Annotated in this window: 23 protein-coding genes and 1 pseudogene; 13 read left to right on the top strand and 11 right to left on the bottom strand. The window is 67.6% G+C overall.

Going from position 1 to position 23,629, the window contains the following annotated elements; genetic code table 11:
- Positions 1–11 precede the first annotated feature (11 nt).
- Positions 12–1,025, bottom strand: coding sequence for a KpsF/GutQ family sugar-phosphate isomerase (locus ACPYOD_RS13130; RefSeq protein WP_481302177.1), 1,014 nt, complete (start codon positions 1,023–1,025; stop codon positions 12–14).
- 175 nt (positions 1,026–1,200) lie between these two features.
- Between ACPYOD_RS13130 and ACPYOD_RS13125 the strand changes: the two genes are divergently transcribed.
- The gene (locus ACPYOD_RS13125) at positions 1,201–1,440 is read left to right on the top strand and encodes a BolA family protein (protein WP_481302176.1); all 240 of its coding nucleotides are present in this window, start codon (positions 1,201–1,203) and stop codon (positions 1,438–1,440) included.
- Positions 1,441–1,492: 52 nt separating this feature from the next.
- Positions 1,493–2,752 (top strand): UDP-N-acetylglucosamine 1-carboxyvinyltransferase, encoded by a 1,260-nt coding sequence (gene murA / locus ACPYOD_RS13120; protein ID WP_481302175.1) that lies wholly within the window; start codon positions 1,493–1,495, stop codon positions 2,750–2,752.
- A 118-nt stretch (positions 2,753–2,870) separates the two neighbouring features.
- Here the strand turns inward: murA and ACPYOD_RS13115 are convergent, their stop codons facing one another.
- The 3 genes from ACPYOD_RS13115 to purM form a co-directional block, all read right to left on the bottom strand.
- Entirely contained in the window at positions 2,871–3,572 is a 702-nt protein-coding gene (locus tag ACPYOD_RS13115) for a DUF3108 domain-containing protein (RefSeq protein ID WP_481302174.1), read from the bottom strand.
- A 144-nt stretch (positions 3,573–3,716) separates the two neighbouring features.
- Positions 3,717–4,364 carry a phosphoribosylglycinamide formyltransferase gene (gene purN / locus ACPYOD_RS13110; RefSeq protein WP_481302173.1) on the bottom strand — a complete coding sequence of 216 codons (648 nt, stop codon included), beginning with the start codon at positions 4,362–4,364 and terminating at the stop codon, positions 3,717–3,719.
- Positions 4,365–4,369: 5 nt separating this feature from the next.
- Positions 4,370–5,407 (bottom strand): phosphoribosylformylglycinamidine cyclo-ligase, encoded by a 1,038-nt coding sequence (purM, locus tag ACPYOD_RS13105; RefSeq protein ID WP_481302172.1) that lies wholly within the window; start codon positions 5,405–5,407, stop codon positions 4,370–4,372.
- Positions 5,408–5,543: 136 nt separating this feature from the next.
- Here purM and ACPYOD_RS13100 point away from each other — a divergent pair, with 136 nt between their 5' ends.
- The 3 genes from ACPYOD_RS13100 to hda are packed head-to-tail and all read left to right on the top strand — an operon-like array spanning position 5,544 to position 8,398.
- The gene (locus ACPYOD_RS13100) at positions 5,544–6,530 is read left to right on the top strand and encodes a DUF2066 domain-containing protein (protein WP_481302171.1); all 987 of its coding nucleotides are present in this window, start codon (positions 5,544–5,546) and stop codon (positions 6,528–6,530) included.
- A 9-nt stretch (positions 6,531–6,539) separates the two neighbouring features.
- Positions 6,540–7,691 carry an AI-2E family transporter gene (locus ACPYOD_RS13095; RefSeq protein WP_481302170.1) on the top strand — a complete coding sequence of 384 codons (1,152 nt, stop codon included), beginning with the start codon at positions 6,540–6,542 and terminating at the stop codon, positions 7,689–7,691.
- Positions 7,688–8,398, top strand: a complete 711-nt coding sequence (hda, locus tag ACPYOD_RS13090) for a DnaA regulatory inactivator Hda (protein ID WP_481302169.1) — start codon at positions 7,688–7,690, stop codon at positions 8,396–8,398. The genes ACPYOD_RS13095 and hda overlap by 4 nt, the downstream gene beginning before the upstream one ends.
- A gap of 20 nt (positions 8,399–8,418) precedes the next feature.
- Here hda and ACPYOD_RS13085 read toward each other — a convergent pair whose 3' ends face one another.
- Entirely contained in the window at positions 8,419–9,222 is an 804-nt protein-coding gene (locus ACPYOD_RS13085; RefSeq protein ID WP_481302168.1) for an inositol monophosphatase family protein, read from the bottom strand.
- A gap of 134 nt (positions 9,223–9,356) precedes the next feature.
- Between ACPYOD_RS13085 and ACPYOD_RS13080 the strand changes: the two genes are divergently transcribed.
- Complete coding sequence (locus ACPYOD_RS13080) at positions 9,357–10,124, top strand: RNA methyltransferase (protein ID WP_481302167.1); 768 nt, start codon at positions 9,357–9,359, stop codon at positions 10,122–10,124.
- Positions 10,125–10,148: 24 nt separating this feature from the next.
- Here ACPYOD_RS13080 and ACPYOD_RS13075 read toward each other — a convergent pair whose 3' ends face one another.
- Entirely contained in the window at positions 10,149–10,760 is a 612-nt protein-coding gene (locus tag ACPYOD_RS13075; RefSeq protein WP_481302166.1) for an exopolysaccharide biosynthesis protein, read from the bottom strand.
- A gap of 48 nt (positions 10,761–10,808) precedes the next feature.
- Positions 10,809–12,128 carry a hemolysin family protein gene (locus ACPYOD_RS13070; protein WP_481302165.1) on the bottom strand — a complete coding sequence of 440 codons (1,320 nt, stop codon included), beginning with the start codon at positions 12,126–12,128 and terminating at the stop codon, positions 10,809–10,811.
- 155 nt (positions 12,129–12,283) lie between these two features.
- Here ACPYOD_RS13070 and ACPYOD_RS13065 point away from each other — a divergent pair, with 155 nt between their 5' ends.
- Positions 12,284–12,913, top strand: coding sequence for a DUF47 domain-containing protein (locus ACPYOD_RS13065; RefSeq protein WP_481302164.1), 630 nt, complete (start codon positions 12,284–12,286; stop codon positions 12,911–12,913).
- Positions 12,914–12,926: 13 nt separating this feature from the next.
- Positions 12,927–14,051 carry an inorganic phosphate transporter gene (locus ACPYOD_RS13060; protein ID WP_481302163.1) on the top strand — a complete coding sequence of 375 codons (1,125 nt, stop codon included), beginning with the start codon at positions 12,927–12,929 and terminating at the stop codon, positions 14,049–14,051.
- A gap of 7 nt (positions 14,052–14,058) precedes the next feature.
- Here the strand turns inward: ACPYOD_RS13060 and ACPYOD_RS13055 are convergent, their stop codons facing one another.
- Entirely contained in the window at positions 14,059–14,463 is a 405-nt protein-coding gene (locus ACPYOD_RS13055; protein WP_481302162.1) for a hypothetical protein, read from the bottom strand.
- A gap of 364 nt (positions 14,464–14,827) precedes the next feature.
- On the opposite strand from ACPYOD_RS13055, the gene ACPYOD_RS13050 reads away from it, so the two are divergent.
- Entirely contained in the window at positions 14,828–15,196 is a 369-nt protein-coding gene (locus tag ACPYOD_RS13050; RefSeq protein ID WP_481302161.1) for an MGMT family protein, read from the top strand.
- Positions 15,197–15,199: 3 nt separating this feature from the next.
- Here the strand turns inward: ACPYOD_RS13050 and ACPYOD_RS13045 are convergent, their stop codons facing one another.
- A complete protein-coding gene (locus ACPYOD_RS13045; RefSeq protein WP_481302160.1) occupies positions 15,200–15,490 on the bottom strand; it encodes a hypothetical protein in 291 nt (96 codons plus the stop codon).
- A 174-nt stretch (positions 15,491–15,664) separates the two neighbouring features.
- Here ACPYOD_RS13045 and recQ point away from each other — a divergent pair, with 174 nt between their 5' ends.
- From recQ to zwf, 4 genes and pseudogenes are all read left to right on the top strand, one after another.
- On the top strand, positions 15,665–17,479 hold the full coding sequence (recQ, locus tag ACPYOD_RS13040; RefSeq protein ID WP_481302159.1) for a DNA helicase RecQ: 1,815 nt from the start codon (positions 15,665–15,667) through the stop codon (positions 17,477–17,479).
- Positions 17,480–17,530: 51 nt separating this feature from the next.
- Positions 17,531–19,189: a cation:proton antiporter domain-containing protein gene (locus ACPYOD_RS13035; RefSeq protein ID WP_481302158.1), complete on the top strand. Its 1,659-nt coding sequence runs from the start codon at positions 17,531–17,533 to the stop codon at positions 19,187–19,189.
- A 101-nt stretch (positions 19,190–19,290) separates the two neighbouring features.
- Positions 19,291–21,117, top strand: coding sequence for a glycoside hydrolase family 15 protein (locus ACPYOD_RS13030; protein WP_481302157.1), 1,827 nt, complete (start codon positions 19,291–19,293; stop codon positions 21,115–21,117).
- Positions 21,114–22,853: pseudogene (gene zwf, locus ACPYOD_RS13025) on the top strand (glucose-6-phosphate dehydrogenase); the annotation flags it as partial. The gene ACPYOD_RS13030 and the pseudogene zwf, both read left to right, overlap by 4 nt.
- A gap of 5 nt (positions 22,854–22,858) precedes the next feature.
- Here zwf and ACPYOD_RS13020 read toward each other — a convergent pair.
- Both ACPYOD_RS13020 and fliK read right to left on the bottom strand, forming a co-directional pair.
- Positions 22,859–23,122 (bottom strand): flagellar biosynthesis protein, encoded by a 264-nt coding sequence (locus ACPYOD_RS13020; protein WP_481302156.1) that lies wholly within the window; start codon positions 23,120–23,122, stop codon positions 22,859–22,861.
- Positions 23,119–23,629 (bottom strand): flagellar hook-length control protein FliK (gene fliK, locus ACPYOD_RS13015; RefSeq protein ID WP_481302155.1); only part of this gene is annotated, 511 nt, incomplete at its 5' end. The genes ACPYOD_RS13020 and fliK, both read right to left, overlap by 4 nt.

The following is a 23,629-nucleotide window of genomic DNA, read 5'->3' as shown; positions in this document are numbered from 1 at the left end:
GGTGCGGCCGTTCAGACGACGCGGGCCCGCAGCAGGTCGTGGATGTTCAGCGCGCCGACGACGCAGCCATTCGCGTCCACGACAAGGAGGGCGTTGATCTGGTGCTTCTCCATGAGCTGGGCGGCCTCGACCGCGAGCTTGTCGGAGCCGATGGTCTTGGGGCCACGCGTCATGAGCTGCGCCACCGAGGCGCTGCGGAGGTCGACGCCGTCGTCGTCCAGCGCGCGGCGCAGGTCGCCGTCGGTGAACACGCCGAGGAGGCGGTTCTCGCCGTCGACGACCGCGGTCATGCCCAGGCGCTTGCGCGACATCTCCACCAGCGCCTCGCTGAGGGTGGCGTCCAGGCGGACGCGGGGCACATCGTCGCCCGCGTGCATGACATCGGAAATGTGCAGGAGCAGCCGGCGGCCCAGGCTGCCGGCCGGATGGGAGCGGGCGAAGTCGTCCGACGTGAAGCCGCGCGCTTCCAGCAGCGCCACGGCCAGGGCATCGCCCATGACCAGGGCGGCGGTGGTGCTGGCGGTGGGCGCCAGCCCGTGCGGGCAGGCCTCGCAGGCGACGTTGGCGTCGAGGTTCAGATCGGCCTGGGTGGCCAGCGACGACGCCGGGTTGCCCGTGATCGAGATGAGGGCGATACCCTGGCGCTTGATGGCCGGCAGGATGTAGAGCAGCTCGTCCGTTTCGCCCGAATACGAGATGCCGAGCACGATGTCGTCCGGCTGGATCATGCCGAGGTCGCCATGGCTGGCCTCGCCCGGATGCACGAAGAACGACGGGGTGCCGGTGGACGCGAGCGTGGCGGCCACCTTGCGGCCGATGTGGCCCGACTTACCCATGCCGGAGACCACGACGCGGCCCTTGCAGTCGAGGATCATCTGGCAGGCCGCGACGAACGCCGCGTCGATCTTCGCCTCGAGCGCCCGGATGCCGGCCGCTTCGGTCTTGATGACGTTGCGCGCGCTGCGGATGACAGCGTCGGCATCCACGTGGCGATTGGCGGCGGGCGGTGCGGTGCGGGCGTTCATGCGACCTCTGTTCCGGGTGGGGCAGTCCCTTGGTGACCCGGGATGTCCATTTCTGCGACACCGGATTTCCATTACCATTACATATTCTCATTAATCGTTGCTGCCTTGTACGGGCGGTTCAGGCTCCGTTTCGGAACCCGGCCCCGCGAGGCGATCCCCCTCAACCGGAGAATCCATGGACGCTGCGCGCATCCAGGCACTGATCGAAGCCGGCCTGCCGGGCGCCCGGGTGGACGTCCAGGGCGACGACGGCGTTCATTTCGAAGCCGAGGTCGTCTCGGAACAGTTCGCCGGCAAGCTGCCCCTGGCCCGCCATCGGCTCGTGTACGCCACCCTCGGCGACCTCATGGGCGGTGCCATCCATGCCCTCGGCCTCAAGACCCTCACTCCCGAAGAAGCCGCCGGCCGCCGCTGATACGCGCGCCGCTGCCTCCTTCGCCGACATTCCTTCCAAGGCTCCCCCCTCCATGGCCAAGATCCTGATCAGCGGCGGCCAGCCGCTCCACGGCGAGGTCGGCATTTCCGGCGCCAAGAACGCCGTGCTGCCCATCCTCGCCTCCTGCCTCCTTGCCGACGAACCGGTCAGCATCGGCAACGTGCCGCATTTGCACGACGTCACCACCTTCATCGAGCTGCTTGGCCGCATGGGTGTGCGCGTCGTGCTCGACGACCGCATGAAAATGCATATCGACCCCCGTCCCGAGAATTCGTGCGTGGCGCCGTACGACCTCGTGCGCACCATGCGCGCCTCGATCCTCGTGCTCGGCCCGCTCGTGGCGCGCTACGGCAAGGCCGAAGTGTCGCTGCCCGGCGGCTGCGCCATCGGTTCGCGTCCGGTCGACCAGCACATCCGCGGCCTGCAGGCGCTCGGCGCCGAGGTAAGCGTCGAGAACGGCTACATCAAGGCACGGTCCGGCCGCCTGAAGGGCGCGCGCATCGTCATGGACATGGTGACCGTCACCGGTACCGAAAACATCCTCATGGCGGCCACGCTCGCCGAGGGCACCACCGTCATCGAGAACGCGGCGCAGGAACCCGAGGTGGTCGACCTCGCGCATTGCCTCATCGCCATGGGTGCGAAGATCGACGGCATCGGTACCTCCACGCTCATCGTGCAAGGCGTGGATCGCCTGCATGGTGCGCATTACGAGGTCCTTCCGGATCGCATCGAAACGGGCACGTTCCTGGTCGGTGCCGCGATGACCGGCGGCAAGGTGCGCGCACGCGGCGCTCGCGCCGACACCATGGACGCGGTGCTGCAGAAGCTCGAGGAAGCCGGTGCGCACATCAACACCGGCAAGGACTGGATCGAACTCGACATGCAGGGCCGCAGGCCGAAGGCCGTGAACCTCACGACCGCGCCGTACCCGGCGTTCCCCACCGACATGCAGGCGCAGTTCACCGCGCTCAACTGCGTGGCCGAGGGCGTGGGCGTGATCACCGAGACGGTGTTCGAGAACCGCTTCATGCACGCGCTCGAACTCCAGCGGCTGGGCGCGGACATTCGCCTGGAAGGCAACACGGCGATCATCACCGGTGTGCCGAAGATGAGCGGCGCGCCGATCATGGCCACCGACCTGCGCGCCTCGGCGTGCCTCGTGCTGGCCGGCCTCGTTGCCGAGGGCGATACCACGGTGGACCGCGTGTATCACATCGATCGCGGCTACGAGAACATCGAGGAAAAGCTGGGCGTGCTGGGTGCGCGCATCCGGCGCCTGCCGGGCTGAGCCCGCTCGCACGATCCACAAAAACAAGGCCCGCTTTCGCGGGCCTTGTTTTTGTGGGAGCCGCTTCAGCGGCGATGGGGGCTCGCGGCAATCGCCGCTGAAGCGGCTCCCACAAGTGCTAGCGGCCTTGGAACTTCACCAGTTCCATCGTCAGGTCACCGCCGTCCTTCTGGGCCAGCTTCACCGGCACCGGATACTTCGACGGCACGTACCATGCGTTGAATCCGCGGTCGGCGTCGGTGCGATCGACGCGCACCGCGTCGAACGAACCGGCCGGGACGGTGACCTTCTCGGTCGCGGATACCTTGAACTTCTGGTTCTCCACTTCCTGTTTCACCGCCACCGGCAACGCCACCTCCTTCTGGCCGGAGCGCAGCGCGACGCCGAGGGCGAGGGGCAGGGTATTGCGTTCGACCATGCCCGGCACGGCGGGGTAGCTGAAGCTCTTCTTGTTGTCCTGTACCTGGACGGTGTTGCCCTGCACGGAGAGGTCGCGGGTTTTCGACTTGATCGCCGCATCGAGCTGGTAGTGATAGCTCACCGCCTGCGGGACCTGGCCGGCCCAGGTGAAACGGGATGTTTCAGAGACGTTGGCCCCGAGCATGGCGGCCAGCCCCGACGTGCCCTTGGTCTGGTTCGAGTACTCGAATTGTCCACCGCCGGCAGGCTTCAGCGTGACCGTGGCCTCGCCGAGCGGGTCGCCGCCCTTGGATACCTGATAGGTAGCAGTGAAGGACTGCGGCACGTCTGCGGCAAACGCGGCGGCAGGCAGGGCGAGGGCCAGCGCGAGGCCGGCGCGGAGGAGGATGCGGGTCGTCATGAATTGGATTGTAAAGCGCGAGGCTGAATGCCGGGCCATACCGCAGCTTCTGCTGTGGGAGCCGGCTTCGCCGGCGATCCCGCGGCAGCGGGCAAGCTTGTTGCAAGCCCCATCGCCGCTGAAGCGGCTCCCACATGCGGGTTGTTACAGGTCGCCGAGGGCCAGGGGCCTCGTCAGCGGTGTGCCATCGAATATCGGGCCGCCTTGCCAGCGCAGCCGGCCCGTGGCGATGGCTCCAACGACCGCGGGGAGCAGCTTGTGCTCCTCGACCAGCAGGCGCGTCGCCAGGTGCTCCTCGGTGTCGCCCGGCTGTACGGCGATGCGCGCCTGGGCGACGACGGGGCCGCCGTCGAGTTCCGCGGTGACGAAGTGCACGCTGGCACCGTGTTCGCTGTCGCCGGCTTCGAGGCATCGGCGGTGCGTATGCAGGCCGCGGTATTTCGGCAGCAGGGATGGGTGCACGTTGATGGCGCGACCCTCCCATTGCGCCACGACCGCCGCGTCCACGATGCGCATGTAGCCGGCCAGCACCAGCAGGTCGGCGCCGCTCTCGGCCACCCGGCCGAACAGGGCGGCGTCGAACTCGGCACGCGTGGCGTAATCCTTCGGGTTGAGCGCGATCGTCGGGATGCCCGCGGCGGCGGCGATCGCGAGGGCGCCCGCCAGCTTCTTGTCGCTGCCCACGAGGGTGAACTCGATGGGCAGGCGCCCGGCGTCACGGGCGGCGATAAGGGCGGCAAGGTTGCTGCCGCGCCCGGAAGCGAGGGCGGCGACGCGAAGGGGGCGATCCATCGGAATCAGGCGATGTGGACGCGTTCGCCGCCCTCATGGGCGACCACCACGCCGATCGCCTGGCTGTCGAGGCCGTGGCCGGCGAGGACGGCCTTCGCCGCTTCCACCTGGCCCTCCTCCAGCAGCACGGTGAATCCGATACCGCAGTTGAAGGTGCGCCACATTTCTTCGTCGGTGACGTTGCCTTCGCGCTGCAACCATTCGAACACCGGCGGCAGGTCCCAGGACGACGCGTCGATGGACAGGGCCAGGCCCTCGGGTACGACGCGGATGATGTTTTCCTTCAAGCCGCCGCCCGTTATGTGCGCCATGCCGTGCACGTTCACCTTGCCGATCAGCTCCAGCATGGGCTTCACGTAGATCGTGGTGGGGGCCATCAGCGCATCGACGAGCTTCACGCCGCCCACGTCGGCATCCAGCGGCGAGCCCGCGCGCTCGAGAATGCGGCGGATCAGGGAATAGCCGTTCGAATGCGGACCGGAGGACGACACACCCAGGATGACGTCGCCCGCGACGATGGAGGAGCCGTCGTTCATAGCGGACTTCTCCACCGCACCGACGGTGAAGCCGGCCAGGTCGTATTCGCCTGGCGGATACATGTCGGGCATTTCAGCCGTCTCGCCACCGATCAGCGCGCAGCCGGCAAGTTCGCAGCCGCGGGCGATGCCGCCGACGACAGAGGCTGCCGTGTCCACGTCGAGCTTGCCCGTGGCGAAGTAGTCGAGGAAGAACAGCGGCTCGGCGCCCTGGACGAGCACGTCGTTGACGCACATGCCGACCAGGTCGATGCCGATGGTGTCATGGCGGCCAAGCTGCTGGGCAAGCTTCAGCTTCGTGCCCACCCCGTCCGTTCCCGAGACCAGCACCGGCTCCTTGTAGCGGCCGGAGAGGTCGAACAAGCCGCCGAAACCGCCGAGCCCGCCCATCACCTCGGGGCGGAAGGTGCGCTTGACCATCGGCTTGATGCGCTCGACGAGGGCATTGCCGGCATCGATGTCGACGCCAGCGTCGCGGTAGGTGAGGGAGCCCTGGTCGGAGGACATAAGCGGTTCCGGCACTGTTGGAAACCGCGCATTCTAACAGCAAGCGGGTCCCGGACCGGGCCCTGCACGGGCCCTGGATGGACGGCATGGCATGGTTTGGGCAGACTTCCTGCCTTCACAGAGCGATGCCCACACCATGCGCCTACTCCGGATCCTCGCGACATCGATGCTCTTCGCGGTCGCCTGCCTTGGCACGGCCTGGGGGCAGACGCCCATCTATACGGTGACGGTGCCGGTGGCCGACACCAGCGCCGCGGTTCGCGACCAAGCCTTCGCAACGGGGCTCACCCAGGTGCTGGCCCGGGCGTCGAACGGGGCGGATCCACGGGGCAAGGCGGGCTACGCCGACGCCATGAAGCAACCGGGCGGCCTCGTCCAGCAATACCAGTACGCACGCACGGGCGGCGCCAACGGCGCGCCCCTGAGCCTGGAGATCGTCTTCGATCCCGGCGCGGTGCGCCGCGTACTGGCGGTCGGCGACGCTTCCGTCGCGGCGCCCAAGGCACCGGTCCTGGTCGTCGCCAGGGACGCCGGCGGCAAGCTGCTGAGTCAGGATGAACTCGCCCCCCTGGCACAGATGGCCGACACCCGTGGCTACCAGATCGTCGTGCCGAAAGAGGGCGCCGTGCCCGACCCTGCGGCCCTCGCGGCGGGCGACCCTGCCGCCGTGGCCGGCGCGGCCAGGCAGTACAACACCGCCGTGGTGCTCGTCGGCAAGATCGGCAGCGACCAGACCGACTGGACCCTGGTCTCGGCCGGCCGTACGTCCAGTTGGAAAGACAGTGGCGAGGCCCGCGCCGCGCTGCTGACCAACGGTGCGAATGCCATGGCGGACAAACTCGACCGCCAGTTCGCCGCCACCCAGGGCGGCAGCACCAGTGGCAAGGTCTGGGTGGGCGGGCTGCGCTCCGCCGCCGACTATGCCGGGCTCCTTTCCACGTTCCAGAACGATCCCTCGGTGAAATCGATCGCACCGGTGGCAGCCACGGCGGATGGCGTGCTCTTCGACGTATCGGCCAGCGCGCCTCTCGCGCGCCTCGTGGCCGGTTACTCCGCCGGGGGACACGTGCTCGCCGCAGATGGACATGAAGGCGCGGACCTCGCCGTGCGCTGGGTCCCCTGACGGATGACGATGAACCACGAAACCTCTCGCCGCTGGCAACTGCTGGCGATCGTCGCCGTCATCGTCTTCGTCATCTGGCTGCTGGCGCCGGTGCTCATGCCCTTCGCCCTGGCCGCGATGCTGGCGTACCTCGGCGACCCGCTGGCCGACCGGTTGCAGCGCGTGGGCATGGGCCGCACCTGGGCGGTGAGCATCGTCTTCGCGGTCATCACGCTGGTGTTCATCGGCGTGCTGCTGCTCCTTATCCCGCTCATCCAGCACCAGTTCGAGAACCTCTCCGAGAACCTGCCGCGTTACGTCGATTGGGTTCGCGACACGGCCTTGCCGTGGATCCAGTCCAAGCTGCGGCTCGACCCGAACGTCTTCGACACCGACCGCCTGCTGGCGACAGTGAAGGAACACATCGGCTCGGTCGGCGGCATCGCCGCGAAGGCAGTGGCGAAGGTGACGGAGTCGGGCATGGGCGTGGTCATGTGGTTGACCAACGCGGTGCTGATCCCCGTCGTGGCGTTCTACCTGCTGCGCGACTGGGACACCATGATGGCGCAGATCCAGCGCATGCTCCCCCGTTCCATCGAGCCGACGGTCGTCCGGCTTGCGCGTGAATCGGACCAGGTGCTCGGCGCGTTCGTGCGCGGCCAGCTGTTGGTGATGCTGGCCCTCGGCGTGTTCTACGGGCTCGGACTCACCCTCATCGGCATTTCCATCGGTCCGCTGATCGGCATGGTGGCCGGCCTGCTGAGCTTCGTGCCTTACCTCGGTTTCATGATCGGCTTCGTGGCCGCGCTGATCGCCGCCCTCGTGCAGTACGGCGACTGGACGCACGTGATCCTCGTCGCTGTGGTGTTCACCGTGGGGCAGTTGCTCGAGGGCTACGTGCTGGTGCCGCGCCTCGTCGGCGGCAAGATCGGCCTGCACCCGGTGGCGGTCATCTTCGCCGTCCTTGCCGGCGGCCACCTGTTCGGATTCCTGGGCGTGCTGCTGGCGCTGCCCGCCGCGTCGGTGGTGGTCGTGCTCCTGCGCTATGCCATGTCCCGCTATCGCGAAAGCAACCTCTATACGGAACCCGCCGCAGAGGTGGCGGCCGTGGAGGTGGAAATAGACGTGGACGTGACACGTGAACCGGCGCCGCCATCGAATCCGGACCACGGCGGCCCATGATCAACCAGCTTCCCCTCGCGCTGCGCTGGCCGCGGCGCCAGCGCTTCGAACATTTCCACGCCGGTGAGAACGCCCCGGCGGTGGAAGCCGTTCGCGCGCTGGCGGTCGATCCGGCCGCACCATGGGTATTCCTGGCGGGGCCGGTCGGCAGCGGCCGTACTCATCTGCTCGTCGCCGCCTGTCAGGCGGCCATCGATGTCGGTCGCACGGCGCAGTACCTGCCGTTGGCGACATTGCGGGCGCCACGTGCCGCGGCGATACGCGCGATGGCGGGCAGCGATCTTCTTGCCGTGGACGATGTCGACACGATCGCAGGCGACGGTGACGCGGAGCACGCGCTGTTCGACACGTTCAACCGTTACAGGGCGGAAGGCTGTGCGTTGCTTTTTTCCGGCATTCGCGCGCCGGCCTCCCTGGGCCTGGAACTGCCCGACCTGCGGTCCCGGCTGGGCTCGCTTACGCAGGCGGTGCTGAAGCCGTTGGGCGATGTCGAACGCCGGGGTGTGCTCCGTGAGCAGGCATCGGCACGAGGCATCGAACTTGACGACGTGGTGCTCGACTGGCTGTTCGCGCACCATGCCCGCGATCTCGGCACCCTGCTCGACCTGCTGGACACATTGGACCGTGCGTCACTCGCCGCGCAGCGGCGAGTGACGGTGCCCTTCCTGCGCGACCTGCTGAAGACGGGGCCGGCGCCGGGGCTTTAGTCATCGCCCGGGATGTCGCTTTACACCCCAAGCAACCGCGGCGTCGCGTTCGCGCCGATGACCTCGGTCATGGCGGCGGCGATCTTGTGGTTGCCAGCGATGATGTTGCCGCTTTCCGGCAGCCCTTCGCGTCCGGCGAAATCGCCATAGACGCCGCCGGCCTCGCGCACCAGCAGGGCGCCGGCAGCCATGTCCCACACGCTCAGGCCGGGCTCGAAATAGCCGTCCACGCGCCCCGCTGCCACGTAGGCAAGGTCCAGCGCGGCGGAGCCCATGCGGCGGACGTCTTCGGCTTCCTTGAGCAGGGCGGCCGTGATGGCAAGCTGCGATTCGAGGTGGTTGCGGACGCGATACGGGAAGCCCGTCGCGATCAGCGCACCGCCCAGGCCCTCACGCTTGCTGACGCGGATGCGGCGGTCGTTGAGGTACGCGCCGTCGCCCTTGCTGGCGGTGAAGAGCTCGTCGCGCAGGGGATCGAACACCACGCCATAAACCGGCTCGCCCTTCTCGACCAGCGCGATGGACACGCTGAAGTGGGGAATGCCGCGAAGGTAGTTGTGCGTGCCGTCGAGTGGATCGATCACCCAGGTGAGCGGACCCTTGCCCGTCTGGCCGGATTCCTCGCCCAGGATGGCGTGCGTGGGGTACGCGCGGCGCAGTTCCTTGATAATTTCCGCTTCGGCGAGGCGGTCGACCTCGGAGGCGAAGTCCATCCGCTGCTTCTCGACGACCGCGAGGCCCTCGATGCGGTTCATGTAGCGCAGGATGATGTTTCCTGCGGAGCGCGCTGCGCGCGCCGCGACGTTGACGGCGGGTCTTGGCATGGGGATCGACTTGGCAAAAGAACGGGAGAGCGGTCGAAAGCCGCATCAGCCCGGAAGTTTAGCACTCCGCCCCGCCTCGCCCAAGTCGTTGCCGTTGTAGACTTTCCGGTCCTCACCCAGCCGTATCGCCAGCCATGGCCCTTCACGAACTCCACGCCCTCTTCCGATTCGTCCTCGTCCGCACCTCGCACTCGGGGAACATCGGTTCGGCCGCGCGGGCCATCCGCACCATGGGCTTCGACCGCCTGACGCTGGTGGCGCCGCACCGCTTCCCGGACCCGGAAGCGACCGCGCTGGCGGCGGGCGCGGACGACGTGCTGGGGCAGGCGGCGATCCACGACGACCTGGTTGCGGGCCTCGCGGGCAGCACCTTCGCCCTCGGCCTGTCCGCGCGGCGCCGCGGCGTCAACCTGCCCGAACTCGATCCGCGCGAGGGCGCGGCACAGGCGCTGGCTGCGGCCCGCCGGGGCGAGCAGGTGGCGCTGGTGTTCGGCAACGAGCGCACGGGGCTGGAGAACGACGAGCTGTCGCGGTGCCATGCAATGGTGCGCATCCCCAGTGTGGACGACTTCAGTTCGCTCAACCTCTCGCAGGCCGTGCAGGTGGTGGCATACGAACTGCGCATGGCGATGCTGGCCGAGGAAGGGCGCGCGCCGGCGGCGGATGTCGACCCTGACGAAGCCCCCGCCGACGCCGAGCAGGTGGAGCGCTTCTTCACCCACCTCGCGGAAACGCTCGACGACATCGAATTCCACAAGGGCCGCTCGCCCACCACCATCATGCTCAAGCTGCGCAAGCTGTTCCTCCGTGCCCGGCCGGAATTGCGCGAGCTGCGCATCCTGCACGGCATCCTGGCCGATGCGCAGCGCATGGCGGAGCTGGCCCACAAGGACAAGCCCTGATCGAGGAACTCCCGCCAGGCGGGATCAGAAGAGGTCGCGGAAGAATCCCGCCAGCGCACGGCTGAAGGTGGCCGAGGCGATGACGATGGCCACGGTGGTGGCCCAGACGCCCAAGAGGAGGGCGCCATCGCGTTCCACCAGGGCGAAGGCGAAGGCGATCAGCATGGCGCCGAACACGTAGTTGGTGAACGGAATCGGCAGTGCGAGCAGGATGCCGACGAGGATCATGATCGCGCCCGATGCGAACGTGAAGGGCCGCCGCGTGAGTCGCTGCAGCCGTGGCTTGCAGATCTTCTCCAGGCGGCGCGTCATCGGCTCGATGCGGTCGAGGAAGCGCAGCAGGCCTTCCCGCGACACCGTGCGTTTGCGCAGGAAGCCCGGAATCCATGGATGTTCCAGGCCGATGAGCATCTCCAGGCCCAGGGCGATGACGAGCACGCCCATGATGCCGCCGATGCCGACCGGCACGGGAAGGAAGTTGGGAATCGCCAGCAGCAACAGGAGGAATCCGAACGCACGGCGGCGCAAGGGTTCGAGCAATTGCTCGATGGCGACCCGCTCGCCGGGCGTGGACATGAGTGCCGCCCTCAGCAGGGCGGCGGTCTTTTCTTCATGGGGCTCGTGTTCCTTCGTCATGCCACGACTGTCGCCGCAGGGCCTTGAACCCGCATTGAACCGCCACGGTCATTCCTCGACGGCGACGTCATCGGTCTGCACCGTGCTCACCAGCACCTTGTCGATGCGGGCGCCGTCCATGTCCACGACTTCGAAACGATGTCCTTGCCACGTGAACGATTCGCCCGCGCGCGGAATGTGGCCGAACTGCGTAGTGATCATGCCCGCCACCGTGCGGAAATCGTGCTCCTCCTCGTTGGGCAGGCGGTCGAGCTGCAGCAGTTCGCGAAGGTCGTCGGCCGAAAGGGCGCCGTCCACCAGCCAGCTGCCGTCGTCGCGCCGGATGATCGGGCCGTCCTGATCGATGTCGTCCGTGGCCGGGGCCGTCGCGCCGACGACCGCCGTGAGCAGGTCGTTCAACGTGACCAGCCCTTCGATGTCGCCGTATTCGTCCACGGCCAGCGCCAGTTGCGTGTCCGCGTCGCGGAACGCCTCCAGGAGATCCAGCGCCCGTGCGGTCGCCGGAACGAAGAGCGGGCGCGACAGGTGCTCGAAGAGGTCGACGTGCCCGCGTTCGAGGGAGACGACGAGCGATTTCACCTCGACGGTGCCGATCACCTCGCTCTCGTCGTGGCGGTATACGGGATAGCGGGAAAACTGGGTCTCGCGGAGCACGGCGAGGTTGTCTTCGTGAGGCGCGGCCACGTCGAGCCAGGCGATCTTCATGCGCGGGGTCATCACCGAGCCGACGCTGCGGTCGCCCAGGCGCAGTACGCGGTTCACCATGTTGCGCTCGTCGCTGTCGAGGATGCCTTGCTCGGCGCTTTCCGCCACGAGCAGGCGAATCTCTTCCTCGGTCGCGGCGTTGGCGCCCACGCGGTGCAGGCGCAGCACCCGGAGGATGCCCGTCGACAGGTGGTTGAGCATCCACACCATCGGCCATGTGATGCGCGAGATCACCAGCATCGGCACCGCGATCTGGCAGGCGATGCGTTCGGGGGCGGAAAGGGCGGCGCGCTTGGGCACCAGTTCGCCGATGACGATCTGGACCAGGGACATGAGGAGGAAGCCCAGCAGCCAGCCGAGGATCCGGGCATAAGGCTCGAGCCAGGCGGCACCGCCGCCATGGATGAGGGCCGTGAAATGCTCGCCCAGCCGGTCGCCCGCCAGTGCACCGGTGACCAGGATGATCAAGGTCATGCCCACCTGCACCGTGGAGAGGAACCGCTCCGGCGCTTCGGCCAGTTGCAGGGCCACCCTGGCACGGCGGCTGTCGCGGGCCATCTGCTTCAGGCGGCTCTTGCGCGAGGCGACCACGGACATCTCGGACAGGGCGAAGAACCCATTGCCGAGGGAAAGGACGAGGACCAGCAGGATTTCGGTGAGCATCGGGGGCTTATATAGCAGATGGCCCGGGGCAGGATTGCGTGCGAGTGGCCCCCGAGGGGACGCTCCGGCCTCTCGGCCCGACGCTCCGGGCGCAAGGCGAGGGCCAGTCCGGTAACATTGCCGTCACAAATCCCCCCAGGTTCCCAGGCGACGCCATGTTTTCACTCCAGACGATGTTCGGTAAGGGCGACAAGTTCTACGGTCTGCTCGAGGCCAGCGCCGAAGCGGCCCGCGAAAGCGCCCGTGCCATGCACGAACTCGTGACCCAGACCGACCGCACGCCGGTCATGGCGGCCTTCAGCACCGCCCGCGCCCGCGAAAAGGCCCTGCACGGACAGATCGGCGAGGAACTGGTGAACACCTTCGTCACCGCCCTGGACCGCGAGGACATCGAGGCGCTGAACTCGGCGCTGTACAAGATTCCGAAGACCATCGAGAAGTTCGCCGAGCGCTACGTGATCGTGGCCGAGCGCCTCCAGGGCATCGACTTCAGCCAGCGTGCGGCGCTGCTGGAGCGCTCCGCGGACGTGGTGGTCGCCATGATCGGACAGCTTCGCCACGGCCTGAAGATCGACCCGGTGAAGAAGTTGCGCGACCAGCTCCAGGCGCTGGAGTCCGAGGCCGACCGCCTGCTGCTCGATCCATACCGCACGCTTTATGCGGAGGCTTCCGATCCCCTGCGGGCCATCCTCGCCAAGGACCTCTTCGAGCTGGTCGAGAAGGCCGTCGACAAGTGCCGCGATGTCGGCAACGTCGTGTACTCCATCGTGCTCAAGAACTCCTGACGGCCCGCCCTCCATGAGCATGGTCATCGCGGTCGTCCTGATCGCCCTCGCTTTTACCTACATCAACGGCTTCCACGACACGGCGAATTCCATCGCGACCGTGGTCGCGACCAAGGTGCTCACGCCGGGTCAGGCGGTGCTCCTGGCCGCCGTCACCAACCTCGCCGGCGCCCTCTGGGGCACGGCGGTGGCCGCGACCATCGCGTCGGGACTCATCGACACCGGCGTCGTCGAGGTCGGCTCCCAACTCCTCATCAGCGCGCTGCTCGGCGCCACCATCTGGAACCTGATCACCTGGTGGCTGGGCCTGCCGTCCAGTTCCAGCCACGCCCTCGTCGGCGGCCTCTGCGGCGCGGCCCTCGCCGCGGCGCACGACAACTTCCACTCGATCATCTGGTGGCAGGACGGCGCGCATTGGTGGCTGGGCAAGGGCGTGATCCCGAAGGTGATCGTGCCGATGATCGTGTCGCCGTTCCTCGGCTTCGTCATCGGTTTCCTCATCATGGGCGGCCTCTACGCCCTGCTCGGGTTCTTCTCCAGTCGCAGCGGCCGCTTGCGCCGCCTGGGGCGCACGCCGTTCGTGAACAGCTTCTTCGGCAAGGCGCAGATCGTCTCGGCCAGTGCCATGGGCCTGTCGCACGGCATGAACGACGCCCAGAAGAGCATGGGCATCATCGCCCTGGCGCTGGCCGGCGCCACCGCCGCAGGGCACTTCGACCACCTGCCGGTGTTCCTCGAGTTCCTCCGCATCCCGCACGATCCGGCGGCAGCCGGCGGCTTCCCCATTCCGGTGTGGGTGAAGGTGGTATGCGCGCTCACCATGGCCGGCGGTACCGCGGGCGGCGGCTGGCGCATCATCAAGACGCTCGGCCACAAGATGGTGAAGCTGCATCCGATCAACGGGTTCGCCGCCGAAGGCAGTTCGGCCGCCGTCATCCTCACCGCGTCGATGCTCGGCGTGCCGGTGTCCACCACGCACAACGTGTCCGCGTCGATCATGGGCGTGGGCGCGGCCAAGCGCTTCAACGCCATCCGCTGGTCGGTGGTCGAGCGCATGGTGTGGGCGTGGATCCTCACCCTGCCGATCACCGCGGGTATCGGCTACGGCCTGGTGAAGCTGGGCAACCTGTTCTTCTGAGTCGTTCCTACAGCGCGTCGGCTTCGCCGTTCACCATCTGCTCCAGCTGGTCGCCGGTGGCGCCCAGTTCCTCGATGAGCCGGGCGAGCTCGCGTTCGTCGAGGTAGTCGTAAGGCCGGTTCTCGCAAAGGTGCAGGTAGGGCGAACCGTCGAGGTCCGCTTCGGCGAGGTAACCGGTGCGCTGCTCCCAGTTGAAGCGGAGGCAACGCCGGGCATCCACGCCCGCCAGCGGGCCGATGGGCGTGGACAGGCGAAGGAAGCGCTGCCCCTCGCCGTCCTCGAGTTCCGCGAGGTAGATGCCCTGGTGCCGGCCGTCGGGCAGTTCCAGGTCGAAGCTGATGACGTAAGGCTCGTTCTGGCGGAGCTTGTGAATGCCGCCGACATGGGAGCGGATCGCTTCGAAGTGTCGCATGGCCGGTCTAGGGATCCGTCGTGAGGAGTTACGGATGGTACCTTAAGGACACTCTGATCAATGATCGCCAACGCCATGACATCAGGAAGGGCCGCCAAGGTGGCTGCGTCGCGCCGGGAAGGGTGGCCCCCTTTCCAAGCGGCGCGGGCGCCTTGGCGGCCCTTCCTGACGTCACCCTATCTATTTGTTTTCATTCGTGAGGGCCGAGCCTGTCTGTCCGCAGGTCTTCGGTCCGCCGGCTCAACAGACGGCCAGTCTGCCCTCGCCGACGGCCCTGTGACCTGCGAACAGACAGGCTCGGTGGCGTTGGCGATCATTGGTCAGAGTGTCCTTAACGACGTTCGGGAACATGCAGGAAATGGGCATGCGCGATGAAATCGCCGGCGACGAAGCCAGCCGGTTGCGGGCACGACGCATCATCGAGGCGGTCGCCGCCATTCCGAAGGGCCGCGTGGCCAGTTACGGCGCGATCGCGGCGCGCGCCGGATATCCCGGGCGCGCCCGCCTGATCGGCAAGGTGCTGGGCGAGGCCCCGGACCGTGCCGACCTGCCATGGCACCGCGTGCTGCGCGCCGACGGACGCATCGGTATCCCCGCCGGCACGCGCGGCTTCCGCGAACAATGCCGAAGGTTGAAGGCCGAGGGTGTCACGGTGAAGGATGGCCGCGTGCCCATGAGCGCCTTCGGCCTCGATCACGACCTCGACCGGGCGATCTGGGGCCTGCCTGCCTGAGCGTCAGCGATAGGTGACCTCGACCAGTTCCCAGGCACGGGACGGGTCGCGGTGTACTGCGTAATCGAGCAGGCGGGCGTGCGCGGCGACGCCCAGGATCCGAGTGGCGTCGGCGTGACGGACTATCGCATCGGCCGGCCGGCCGGCCGGGCAGTCGAGGCGGTCTTGCCGCAAAGGACAGGAGGCCTCGACGATGGCGCCGGTGAAGACGATACGGCCGCCGGTGAAAGCCGATGCGGGGCCGGCGAGAAGGCTGCCGGCGAGGACGCTGGCGGAAACGAGCGCTCTGAGCATGTACATCCCCCCTTTGAGGATGAAAACGCGACGGGTCCGGGGTTCCGGCCCAGCCTCATTAGCGGTTATTGCGCGCCGGAAGAAAACGACGCGCGTCGCAAATCGGCGTAAGTGAACGTTCGTGCGACCGTCGTCCAGAGAGGGACCTTCACCGCGGTTTGTTAGCATGGGCGGATGCAGTCCCAGGCGCTCGACCTCCTTCACTCCGTTTTCGGTTATCCCGGCTTTCGCGGCCAGCAGCAGGACATCGTCGAAGCGGTGGCTGGCGGCGAGGACGCGCTCGTCCTCATGCCCACCGGCGGCGGCAAATCGCTCTGCTTCCAGATCCCGGCCCTCATGCGTCCGGGCACGGGCATCGTGGTGTCGCCACTGATTGCGCTCATGCAAGACCAGGTGGATGCCCTCGGCGAAGCCGGTGTGCGTGCGCGCTACCTGAACTCCAGCCTCGACGCCATGACCCAGCGCGAGGTGGAAGACCAGCTCCTCGCGGGCGAACTGGACATGCTCTACGTGGCTCCGGAGCGCCTGCTGACCGGACGCTTCCTCGGTCTGCTCGATCGCATCCCCATCGCGTTGTTCGCCATCGACGAGGCGCACTGCGTTTCCCAATGGGGCCACGACTTCCGCCCGGAATACCGTGAACTCGCGATCCTGCACGAGCGCTTCCCCGAAGTGCCACGCATCGCGCTCACGGCTACGGCGGACGAGCGCACGCGGGAAGAAATCGTCGAGCGGCTCAACCTGCACGACGCGCGCCGCTTCGTTTCGAGTTTCGACCGCCCGAACATCCGTTACCGCGTGGCCCCCCGGCAGAACGCGCGCCGCCAGCTTCTCGACTTCCTCGACGCCCATCGCGGCGAAGCCGGCATCGTGTACTGCCTCAGCCGGCGCAAGGTGGACGAAACGGCGGCGTGGCTTTCGGAAGCCGGGGTGGAGGCCCTGCCATACCATGCGGGGTTGGATGCGGACACGCGCACGCGGCACCAGCAGCGCTTCCTGCGCGAAGACGGCGTGGTCATGGTCGCCACCGTCGCCTTCGGCATGGGCATCGACAAGCCCGACGTCCGCTTCGTGGCGCACCTCGACCTTCCGCGCAGCATGGAGGGCTACTACCAGGAAACCGGGCGCGCCGGGCGCGACGGCCTGCCCGCCGAGGCGTGGATGGTCTACGGCCTGGGCGACGTCGTCACCATGAGCCAGATGATCTCGCAGTCGGAGGCAGGGGACGACCGCAAGCGCATCGAGCGCCTGAAGCTCGACTCGCTCCTGGGCTATGCGGAAGCCACCCGCTGCCGCAGGCAGCTGCTGCTCGAGGCGTTCGCCGAAACCTATCCGGCGCCGTGCGGCAACTGCGACAACTGCCTTCAGCCGCCGAAAACCTGGGACGCCACCGTCGCCGCCCAGAAGGCCATGTCGTGCGTCTACCGCAGCGGGCAGCGCTATGGCGCCGGTCACCTCATCGACATCCTTCGTGGCGAAGCGTCCGAACGCGTGCGCGACCTGGGCCACGACAAGCTCACCGTCTTCGGCATCGGTGCGGACATGGACGCCACGCAGTGGCGTTCGGTGTTCCGCCAGTTGCTGGCGGCCGGCCTTATCGAAGCGGATCCGGAAGGCTACGGCACGCTGCGCCTTTCCGGCCAGAGCGGCCCGGTGCTGAAGGGCGAACGCAAGGTGTGGCTGCGCGAGGACGCCCGCCTGGCCAAGGGCCGTCGTGCCACGCGATCGTCGCCCGCGACAGCCGGAGCGTCCCTCGGCATCGAGGAAATCGAACAGCCGCTCTGGAACGAATTGCGCAGAGTGCGGGCCGAACTCGCGAAACAGCATGGCGTGCCCGCTTACGTCATTTTCCACGACGCCACCTTGCTCGCGATGCTGCGTGCGCTGCCGTCCAACGAGGACGAACTCGCCTCCATCAGCGGCGTTGGTGAGAATAAACTCAAACGCTATGGCAGGGATTTCCTCGCGGTACTGACGGCGGCCGGGTGATAGCCTAGCCGGATGCCTCCGCTGGTCCGCGGCATCCGAACAGGAGAACCCGTGCACGACGCCACGCCGCTCATCGCCACCGTCGTCGGTGGCCTCGTCCTCGCCTTTCTCTTCGGCGCCCTCGCGCTGCGCCTGCGTCTTCCCGTGCTGGCGGGTTACCTCGTCGCCGGTGTCGTTGCCGGTCCCTTCACGCCGGGATACGTCGCCGATGCGCATATCGCGCAGGAACTGGCCGACCTCGGCGTCATCCTGCTCATGTTCGGCGTGGGCCTGCACTTCTCGTTGAAGGACCTGCTGGCGGTCAAGGCGATCTCCATCCCGGGTGCGGCCGTGCAGATGGGCGTGGCGACGGGTCTCGGCATGTTGTTGGGCTGGGCCCTTGGCTGGCCACTGGCGCAAGGCTTCGTCTTCGGTCTGGCGCTTTCCGTGGCGAGCACCGTGGTGCTGCTTCGCGCGATGGAAGAAAGGCGTCTGCTCGACAGCGATCGCGGCCGCATCGCCGTCGGCTGGCTGATCGTGGAAGACCTCGCCATGGTGCTGGCGCTGGTGTTGCTGCCTGCCATCGGCGGCTTCCTCGGTGCGGGGCACGACGGTCCCGCACCGAGCGTAGGGGCGCTGGTCGAAACCGTGGCGTTGACGATCGGCAAGGTCGTGGTCTTCGTCGCGTTGATGCTCATTGTCGGGAAGCGGGCGATCCCCTGGATTCTGCAGACGGTGTCGGCCAGTGGTTCGCGCGAACTGTTCCGCCTGGCGGTGTTGGCCATCGCGCTCGGCGTGGCGTTCGGCGCGGCACGGCTGTTCGACGTGTCGTTCGAACTCGGTGCTTTCTTCGCCGGCATGATGATGGGCGAGTCGAAGCTGTCGCAACGCGCGGCGGAAGAAACGCTGCCGTTGCGCGACGCGTTCGCGGTGCTGTTCTTCGTCTCGATCGGCATGCTCTTCAACCCGCAGGTACTCCTGGTGCACCCGTGGGTGGTGCTGGCTGCGTGTCTCATCATCATCGTGGGCAAGTCGCTGGCCGCCTTCCTCATCGTGCGCGCCTTCGGGCGGCCGCCGAAGACGGCGCTGACCATCGCCACCAGCCTGGCGCAGATCGGCGAGTTCTCCTTTATCCTCGCCGGCCTGGGCGTCTCGCTCGGCCTGCTGAGCGCCGAAGGCCGCGACATCCTGCTCGCCGCGGCCATCGTGTCCATCCTCGTCAATCCGCTCCTGTTCGTGGCGCTCGATCGCTGGGTCGCGCGGCACGACGCGGACGCACCCGACGATCATCCCGACATGGCTGGACATACCGTGCTGGTGGGGCACGGCCGTGTCGGTCGCCGCGTGCTGGCGGAATTGCAGGCGAGCGGTGCGCGCACGCTCCTGATCGAGTCGGACGAAGATGCCGTGCGCGACCTGCGCGAAGCGCGCGCACGGGGCGAGGTGGAAGTGGTTATCGGCAATGCCGCCGCGGCGCCGGTGCTTGCCGAGGCGAACCTCGCCGGCGCCCGGGCGCTCATCGTCGCGGTGTCCGATCCGTTCGAAGGCGGGCAGGTCGTGCGTGCCGCGCGGGCGTTGCGGCCGGACCTGCCGATCGTCGCCCGGGCGCATACGCCGGAATGCGTCGGGCACCTGACCGGTCTCGGCGCCAGCGAAGTCGTCTACGGGGAGCAGGAACTTGCGCGAAGCATGTTCGAGGCGGTGCAGCCGCGGCGCGATGCCGGCCACTGAACCAGCAACGCGCCAGCGCGCCCGTACAATCTTTCCCGGATACGCAGCGATAACAATCGGCCAGCTACGGTAAGAGAAATCACGGCCACCAAGAGGACAGCATGGCTTCCCGCATCGAGGATTACGCGATGCTCGGCAATTGCCGTAGCGCGGCGCTGGTGGCGAGGGACGGCTCGATCGATTGGCTGTGCCTGCCACGTTTCGACTCCGCCTCGTGCTTCGCGGCCCTCGTCGGCACCGCCGACAATGGACGGTGGCGCATCGCGCCGGCCGATCCGGACGCCACCTGCGAGCGTACCTATATCGACGGCAGCCTGGTCCTGCAAACCGAATGGACGACAGCCACGGGGCGCGCCCGCGTCATCGACTTCATGCCGTTCGCCGGCGAGCAGTCCGGTGTCACGCGCATCGTCGAGGGGTTGGAGGGGCGCGTGGACTTCGAGGCTGTTCTTACCATCCGCTTCGATTACGGCACGGCCGTCCCCTGGGTCACGCGCGTCGACGACACGACCCTGACCGCCGTGGCGGGCCCCGACCTCATCGTGGTGCGCAGCCCGGTGGCCGTGGAAGGGGAGGGCATGCACAGCGTGGCGCGCTTCAAGGTCGGTGCGGGCGATGCCATTCCATTCGAACTGGCATGGGGTCCGTCGCACCTGCCGGCGCCGGAGGCACTCGATCCACACGCCGCCCTGCGCGATGCGCTGGCCTTCTGGGAGGGCTGGTCCAATCGCTGCAACGGTGCCGGCGAATGGTCGGAGATCGTCCGCCGCTCGCTGGTTGTGCTGAAAGGGCTGAGCTACCTGCCCACAGGCGGCATCATCGCCGCGCCCACCACGTCGCTGCCGGAACAGCTCGGCGGCGAGCGTAACTGGGATTACCGTTTCTGCTGGGCGCGCGACGCCACGTTCGTGCTCTCGGCCCTGGTCAACGCCGGGTACCACGACGAAGCGAGCGCATGGCGCGACTGGGTGCGCCGGGCGGTGGCCGGGTCGCCCGAGCAGTTGCAGGTGCTCTATGGCGTGGCGGGCGAACGCCGCCTCGAAGAATTCGAAGTGCCGGAGCTGGCCGGATACGAGGGGTCGCGGCCGGTTCGCATCGGCAATGCGGCATCCACGCAGTTCCAGCTGGACATCTACGGGGAACTCGTCGGCGCGTTCGCGCATGCGGTTCGCCATGGCGTGGTGTGGCAACCCACCGCCGACAGCGTGCAGTCGGTGTTCCTGGAGCACCTGGCCAGCATCTGGCGCCATCCCGACAACGGGATCTGGGAGATCCGCGGCGAACCCCGCCACTTCGTGCATTCGAAGGTGATGGCCTGGCTGGCCTTCCAACGCGCCTCGGAGCAGGAACGCAGCGGGCGCGACGTGGACTTCACCCAACGCTGGCGCGCTATCGCGGACGAGATAAAAGCCGACATCCTCGCCAAGGGCGTGGACCCGGAGCGGGGCTGCCTCACCCAGTCCTATGGCTCCAAAGAACTGGACGCCAGCCTGTTGCTGGTGACGCTCACCGATTTCCTGCCGCCCGATGATCCGCGCGTGGTCGCCACGGTGAAGGCCGTGGAGGAAGACCTGCTCGTGGAAGGCTTCGTCCTGCGTTACCACACGAGCACGGGCGTGGATGGCCTGCCCCCGGGCGAAGGCCAGTTCCTTCCCTGCAGTTTCTGGCTGGTCGAGAACTATGTGCTGCTCCGGCGGCTCGGCGAAGCCCGCGAACTGTTCTCGCGCCTCATCGGGCTCACGAACGATCTCGGACTGCTTTCCGAGGAGTACGATCCCCGCTCGAAGCGGCTGCTCGGCAATTTTCCCCAGGCCTTCTCGCACGTCGCCTTGATCAACGCCGCGTTCAGTCTCGCCAGGGGCTACAGCGCCACGGCAGACGTACACGCCACACCCGAAACACTCGATACCCAAGGAGCCCCTGCATGAGCCCAGCCCAACCGAAGCGCGCGACCTCGCGGGCCCATCCTGCCGATCCATGTACGGTCGTGATCTTCGGCGCCGCCGGCGACCTCACCAGCCGGCTCGTCGTTCCTTCGCTGTACAACATGCGGCGCACGGGCCTGCTTTCCGACAACTTCTCGGTCATCGGTTTCAACCACGGCAAGATGACCGACAACGCGTGGAAGAAAAACCTGCGCACGGCCCTCGAGCGCTTCGTCGGCAACTCCGGAAGCAAGCTCGACGAGGACGCCTGGAACTGGCTGAGCGGGCAGTTGAGCTACCACGCCGGCGACTTCGACGACCTCTCGGCCTTCCAGAGCCTGGCGGTGCGCCTGCGCGAGGTGGAGCGCAAGCGGAGCACGAAGGGCAACGTGCTGTTCTACCTCGCCACGCCGGAGCGTTTCTTCGGCGACGTGATCGAGAAGCTGCGTGACGCGGGACTCGTCGACGATGGCGGTCCCCATGGCGACTTCTGGCGCCGGGTGATCATCGAGAAACCCTTCGGTCACGACCTCGCCTCGGCGCGTGCACTCAACGAGCGCATCCTGAAGGTACTGCGCGAAGACCAGATCTACCGCATCGACCACTTCCTCGGGAAGGAGACGGTGCAGAACATCATGGCCTTCCGTTTCGCGAACGGCCTGTTCGAACCGATCTGGAACCGGGACCGCATCGACCACGTGCAGATCACCGTCGCGGAAACCGTGGGTGTGGAACGCCGCGGCTCGTTCTACGAGCAGACCGGCGCGCTGCGCGACATGGTGCCCAACCACCTGTTCCAGCTTCTCGCCATGGTGGCCATGGAGCCGCCCAGCTCGTTCGATGCGGAGGCGGTGCGCACGCGCAAGGCGGAAACCATCGATGCCATCCGTCCGGTGCAACCGGAGGACGCGGTGCGCGGCCAATACGGTCCTGGCGCCGTGAACGGGCAACTCGCCGCCTCGTACCGCGATGAACCGGACGTGGCGCCCGATTCGGTGACGGAGACCTTCGTCGCCATGAAGCTTTCCATCGACACGTGGCGCTGGTCGGGCGTGCCGTTCTACCTGCGCACGGGCAAGCACATGGGCCGGCGCACCACCGAGATCGCCATTCGTTTCAAGTCGGCGCCGTTCGCGCCTTTCCGCGGCACGGGCATGGACGCGTTCGGGCCGGACTGGCTGGTATTGCAGATCCAGCCGGACGAGGGCATCTCGTTGCAGTTCGACGTGAAGCGGCCGGGGCCGCGCGTCGAGCTCGCGCCGGTGCGCATGGACTTCAAGTACGCGGACTGGTTCCGCGCCGAACCGAACGTGGGTTACGAAACCCTGCTGTACGACTGCATGACCGGCGATGCCACGCTGTTCCAGCGCGCGGACATGGTCGAGGCCTGCTGGCGCGCGGTGCAGCCGATCCTCGACGACTGGTCGCAGCGCACGCCCGCCGACTTCCCGAACTATGCGTCCGGAAGCGCGGGCCCTGCATCCGCGGATACCTTGCTGGCCATGGGGGGCCGCTCGTGGCGCCCGTTGAACACGGCGGCGGAACTGAATACCCGGCGCGCCGGCAAGGCGAAGGTCGATGCGTCGCCGGCCGAAAAATCGCCCGAACGGCGCGCCGCGACGAAGCGCGCGGCGGCGAAGAAGGTGCTGCGCAGCACCTCGGTGAAGAAGGCCGCGCCTGCCCGCAAGTCGGCACCTGTGAAGCGGGCGTCGTCCACGGCCAGGCGGCCGCGCAAGAAGTAGGGTCAGTCGTCGACGGCGGCGAGCAGCGTGCCGACGACGGCGGCGAGTGCCGCATACAGCTCGGGCGGCACGTCGTCGCGCAGACGCACCGCCGCGAGCAGGGTGGCGATCTGCGGATCCAGCTGGGGAGCCAGCCCGAGCGCCTGCGCGCGCTCGAGCATGGCCTTCACGCCCTCGGCATCGATCCGCTGCGTATTGCCGCTGCTGGTGGGCGAAGCGAGGCGGAGCGTGACGCTCCGCCTTGGCGAGGGAAGCGACGGGTTCATGCGCGCGCTTCCAGGAGCACGGCGCTGTAGGCGGTGGTGGGCACGGGCAAACCGTGCATGCAGGCGAAGTGGTCGAGCACCAGCCCACTCTTCTCGAGCAGGCGGCGCAAGGAGACGAACTCCGTCTCCAGGCGCGTGACGGTGGCCGCGTGCTGCGCCCAAAGGCGTACGGAAACGCGCGGTACGCGTAGCTGGATTTCACCCTGGACCGCGCCCAGAGAAGGCGGATCGATGGCGAAGCCGACTGTCCACGGCCCCTCCGGTTCACCGGGTGCCGGCTTGCCTTCCTCGATGCGCAACTGGAGCACGTCGTAGCCGCCGGCGGCGGCGAGAGGAATCTCCACCATCCACAAGCCGGCTTGCGGCTGCGATTCGAGTTGGGCGATCTCCACGCGCGACAAGGCCGCGCGCGTGTCGACGCGCAGCTGGCCGACGAGGCCTTCGACGTCGTCTTCCGTGACCGCGATGTCGGGCGCGCGCGTCTGGGCCTGTCTCTTATACACATCT

The organism is Luteibacter sp. HAY1-4A, from assembly GCF_056755355.1.
The sequence above is the reverse complement of the archived record's forward strand: the minus strand, read 5'-3'. Positions and strand labels throughout refer to the sequence as shown.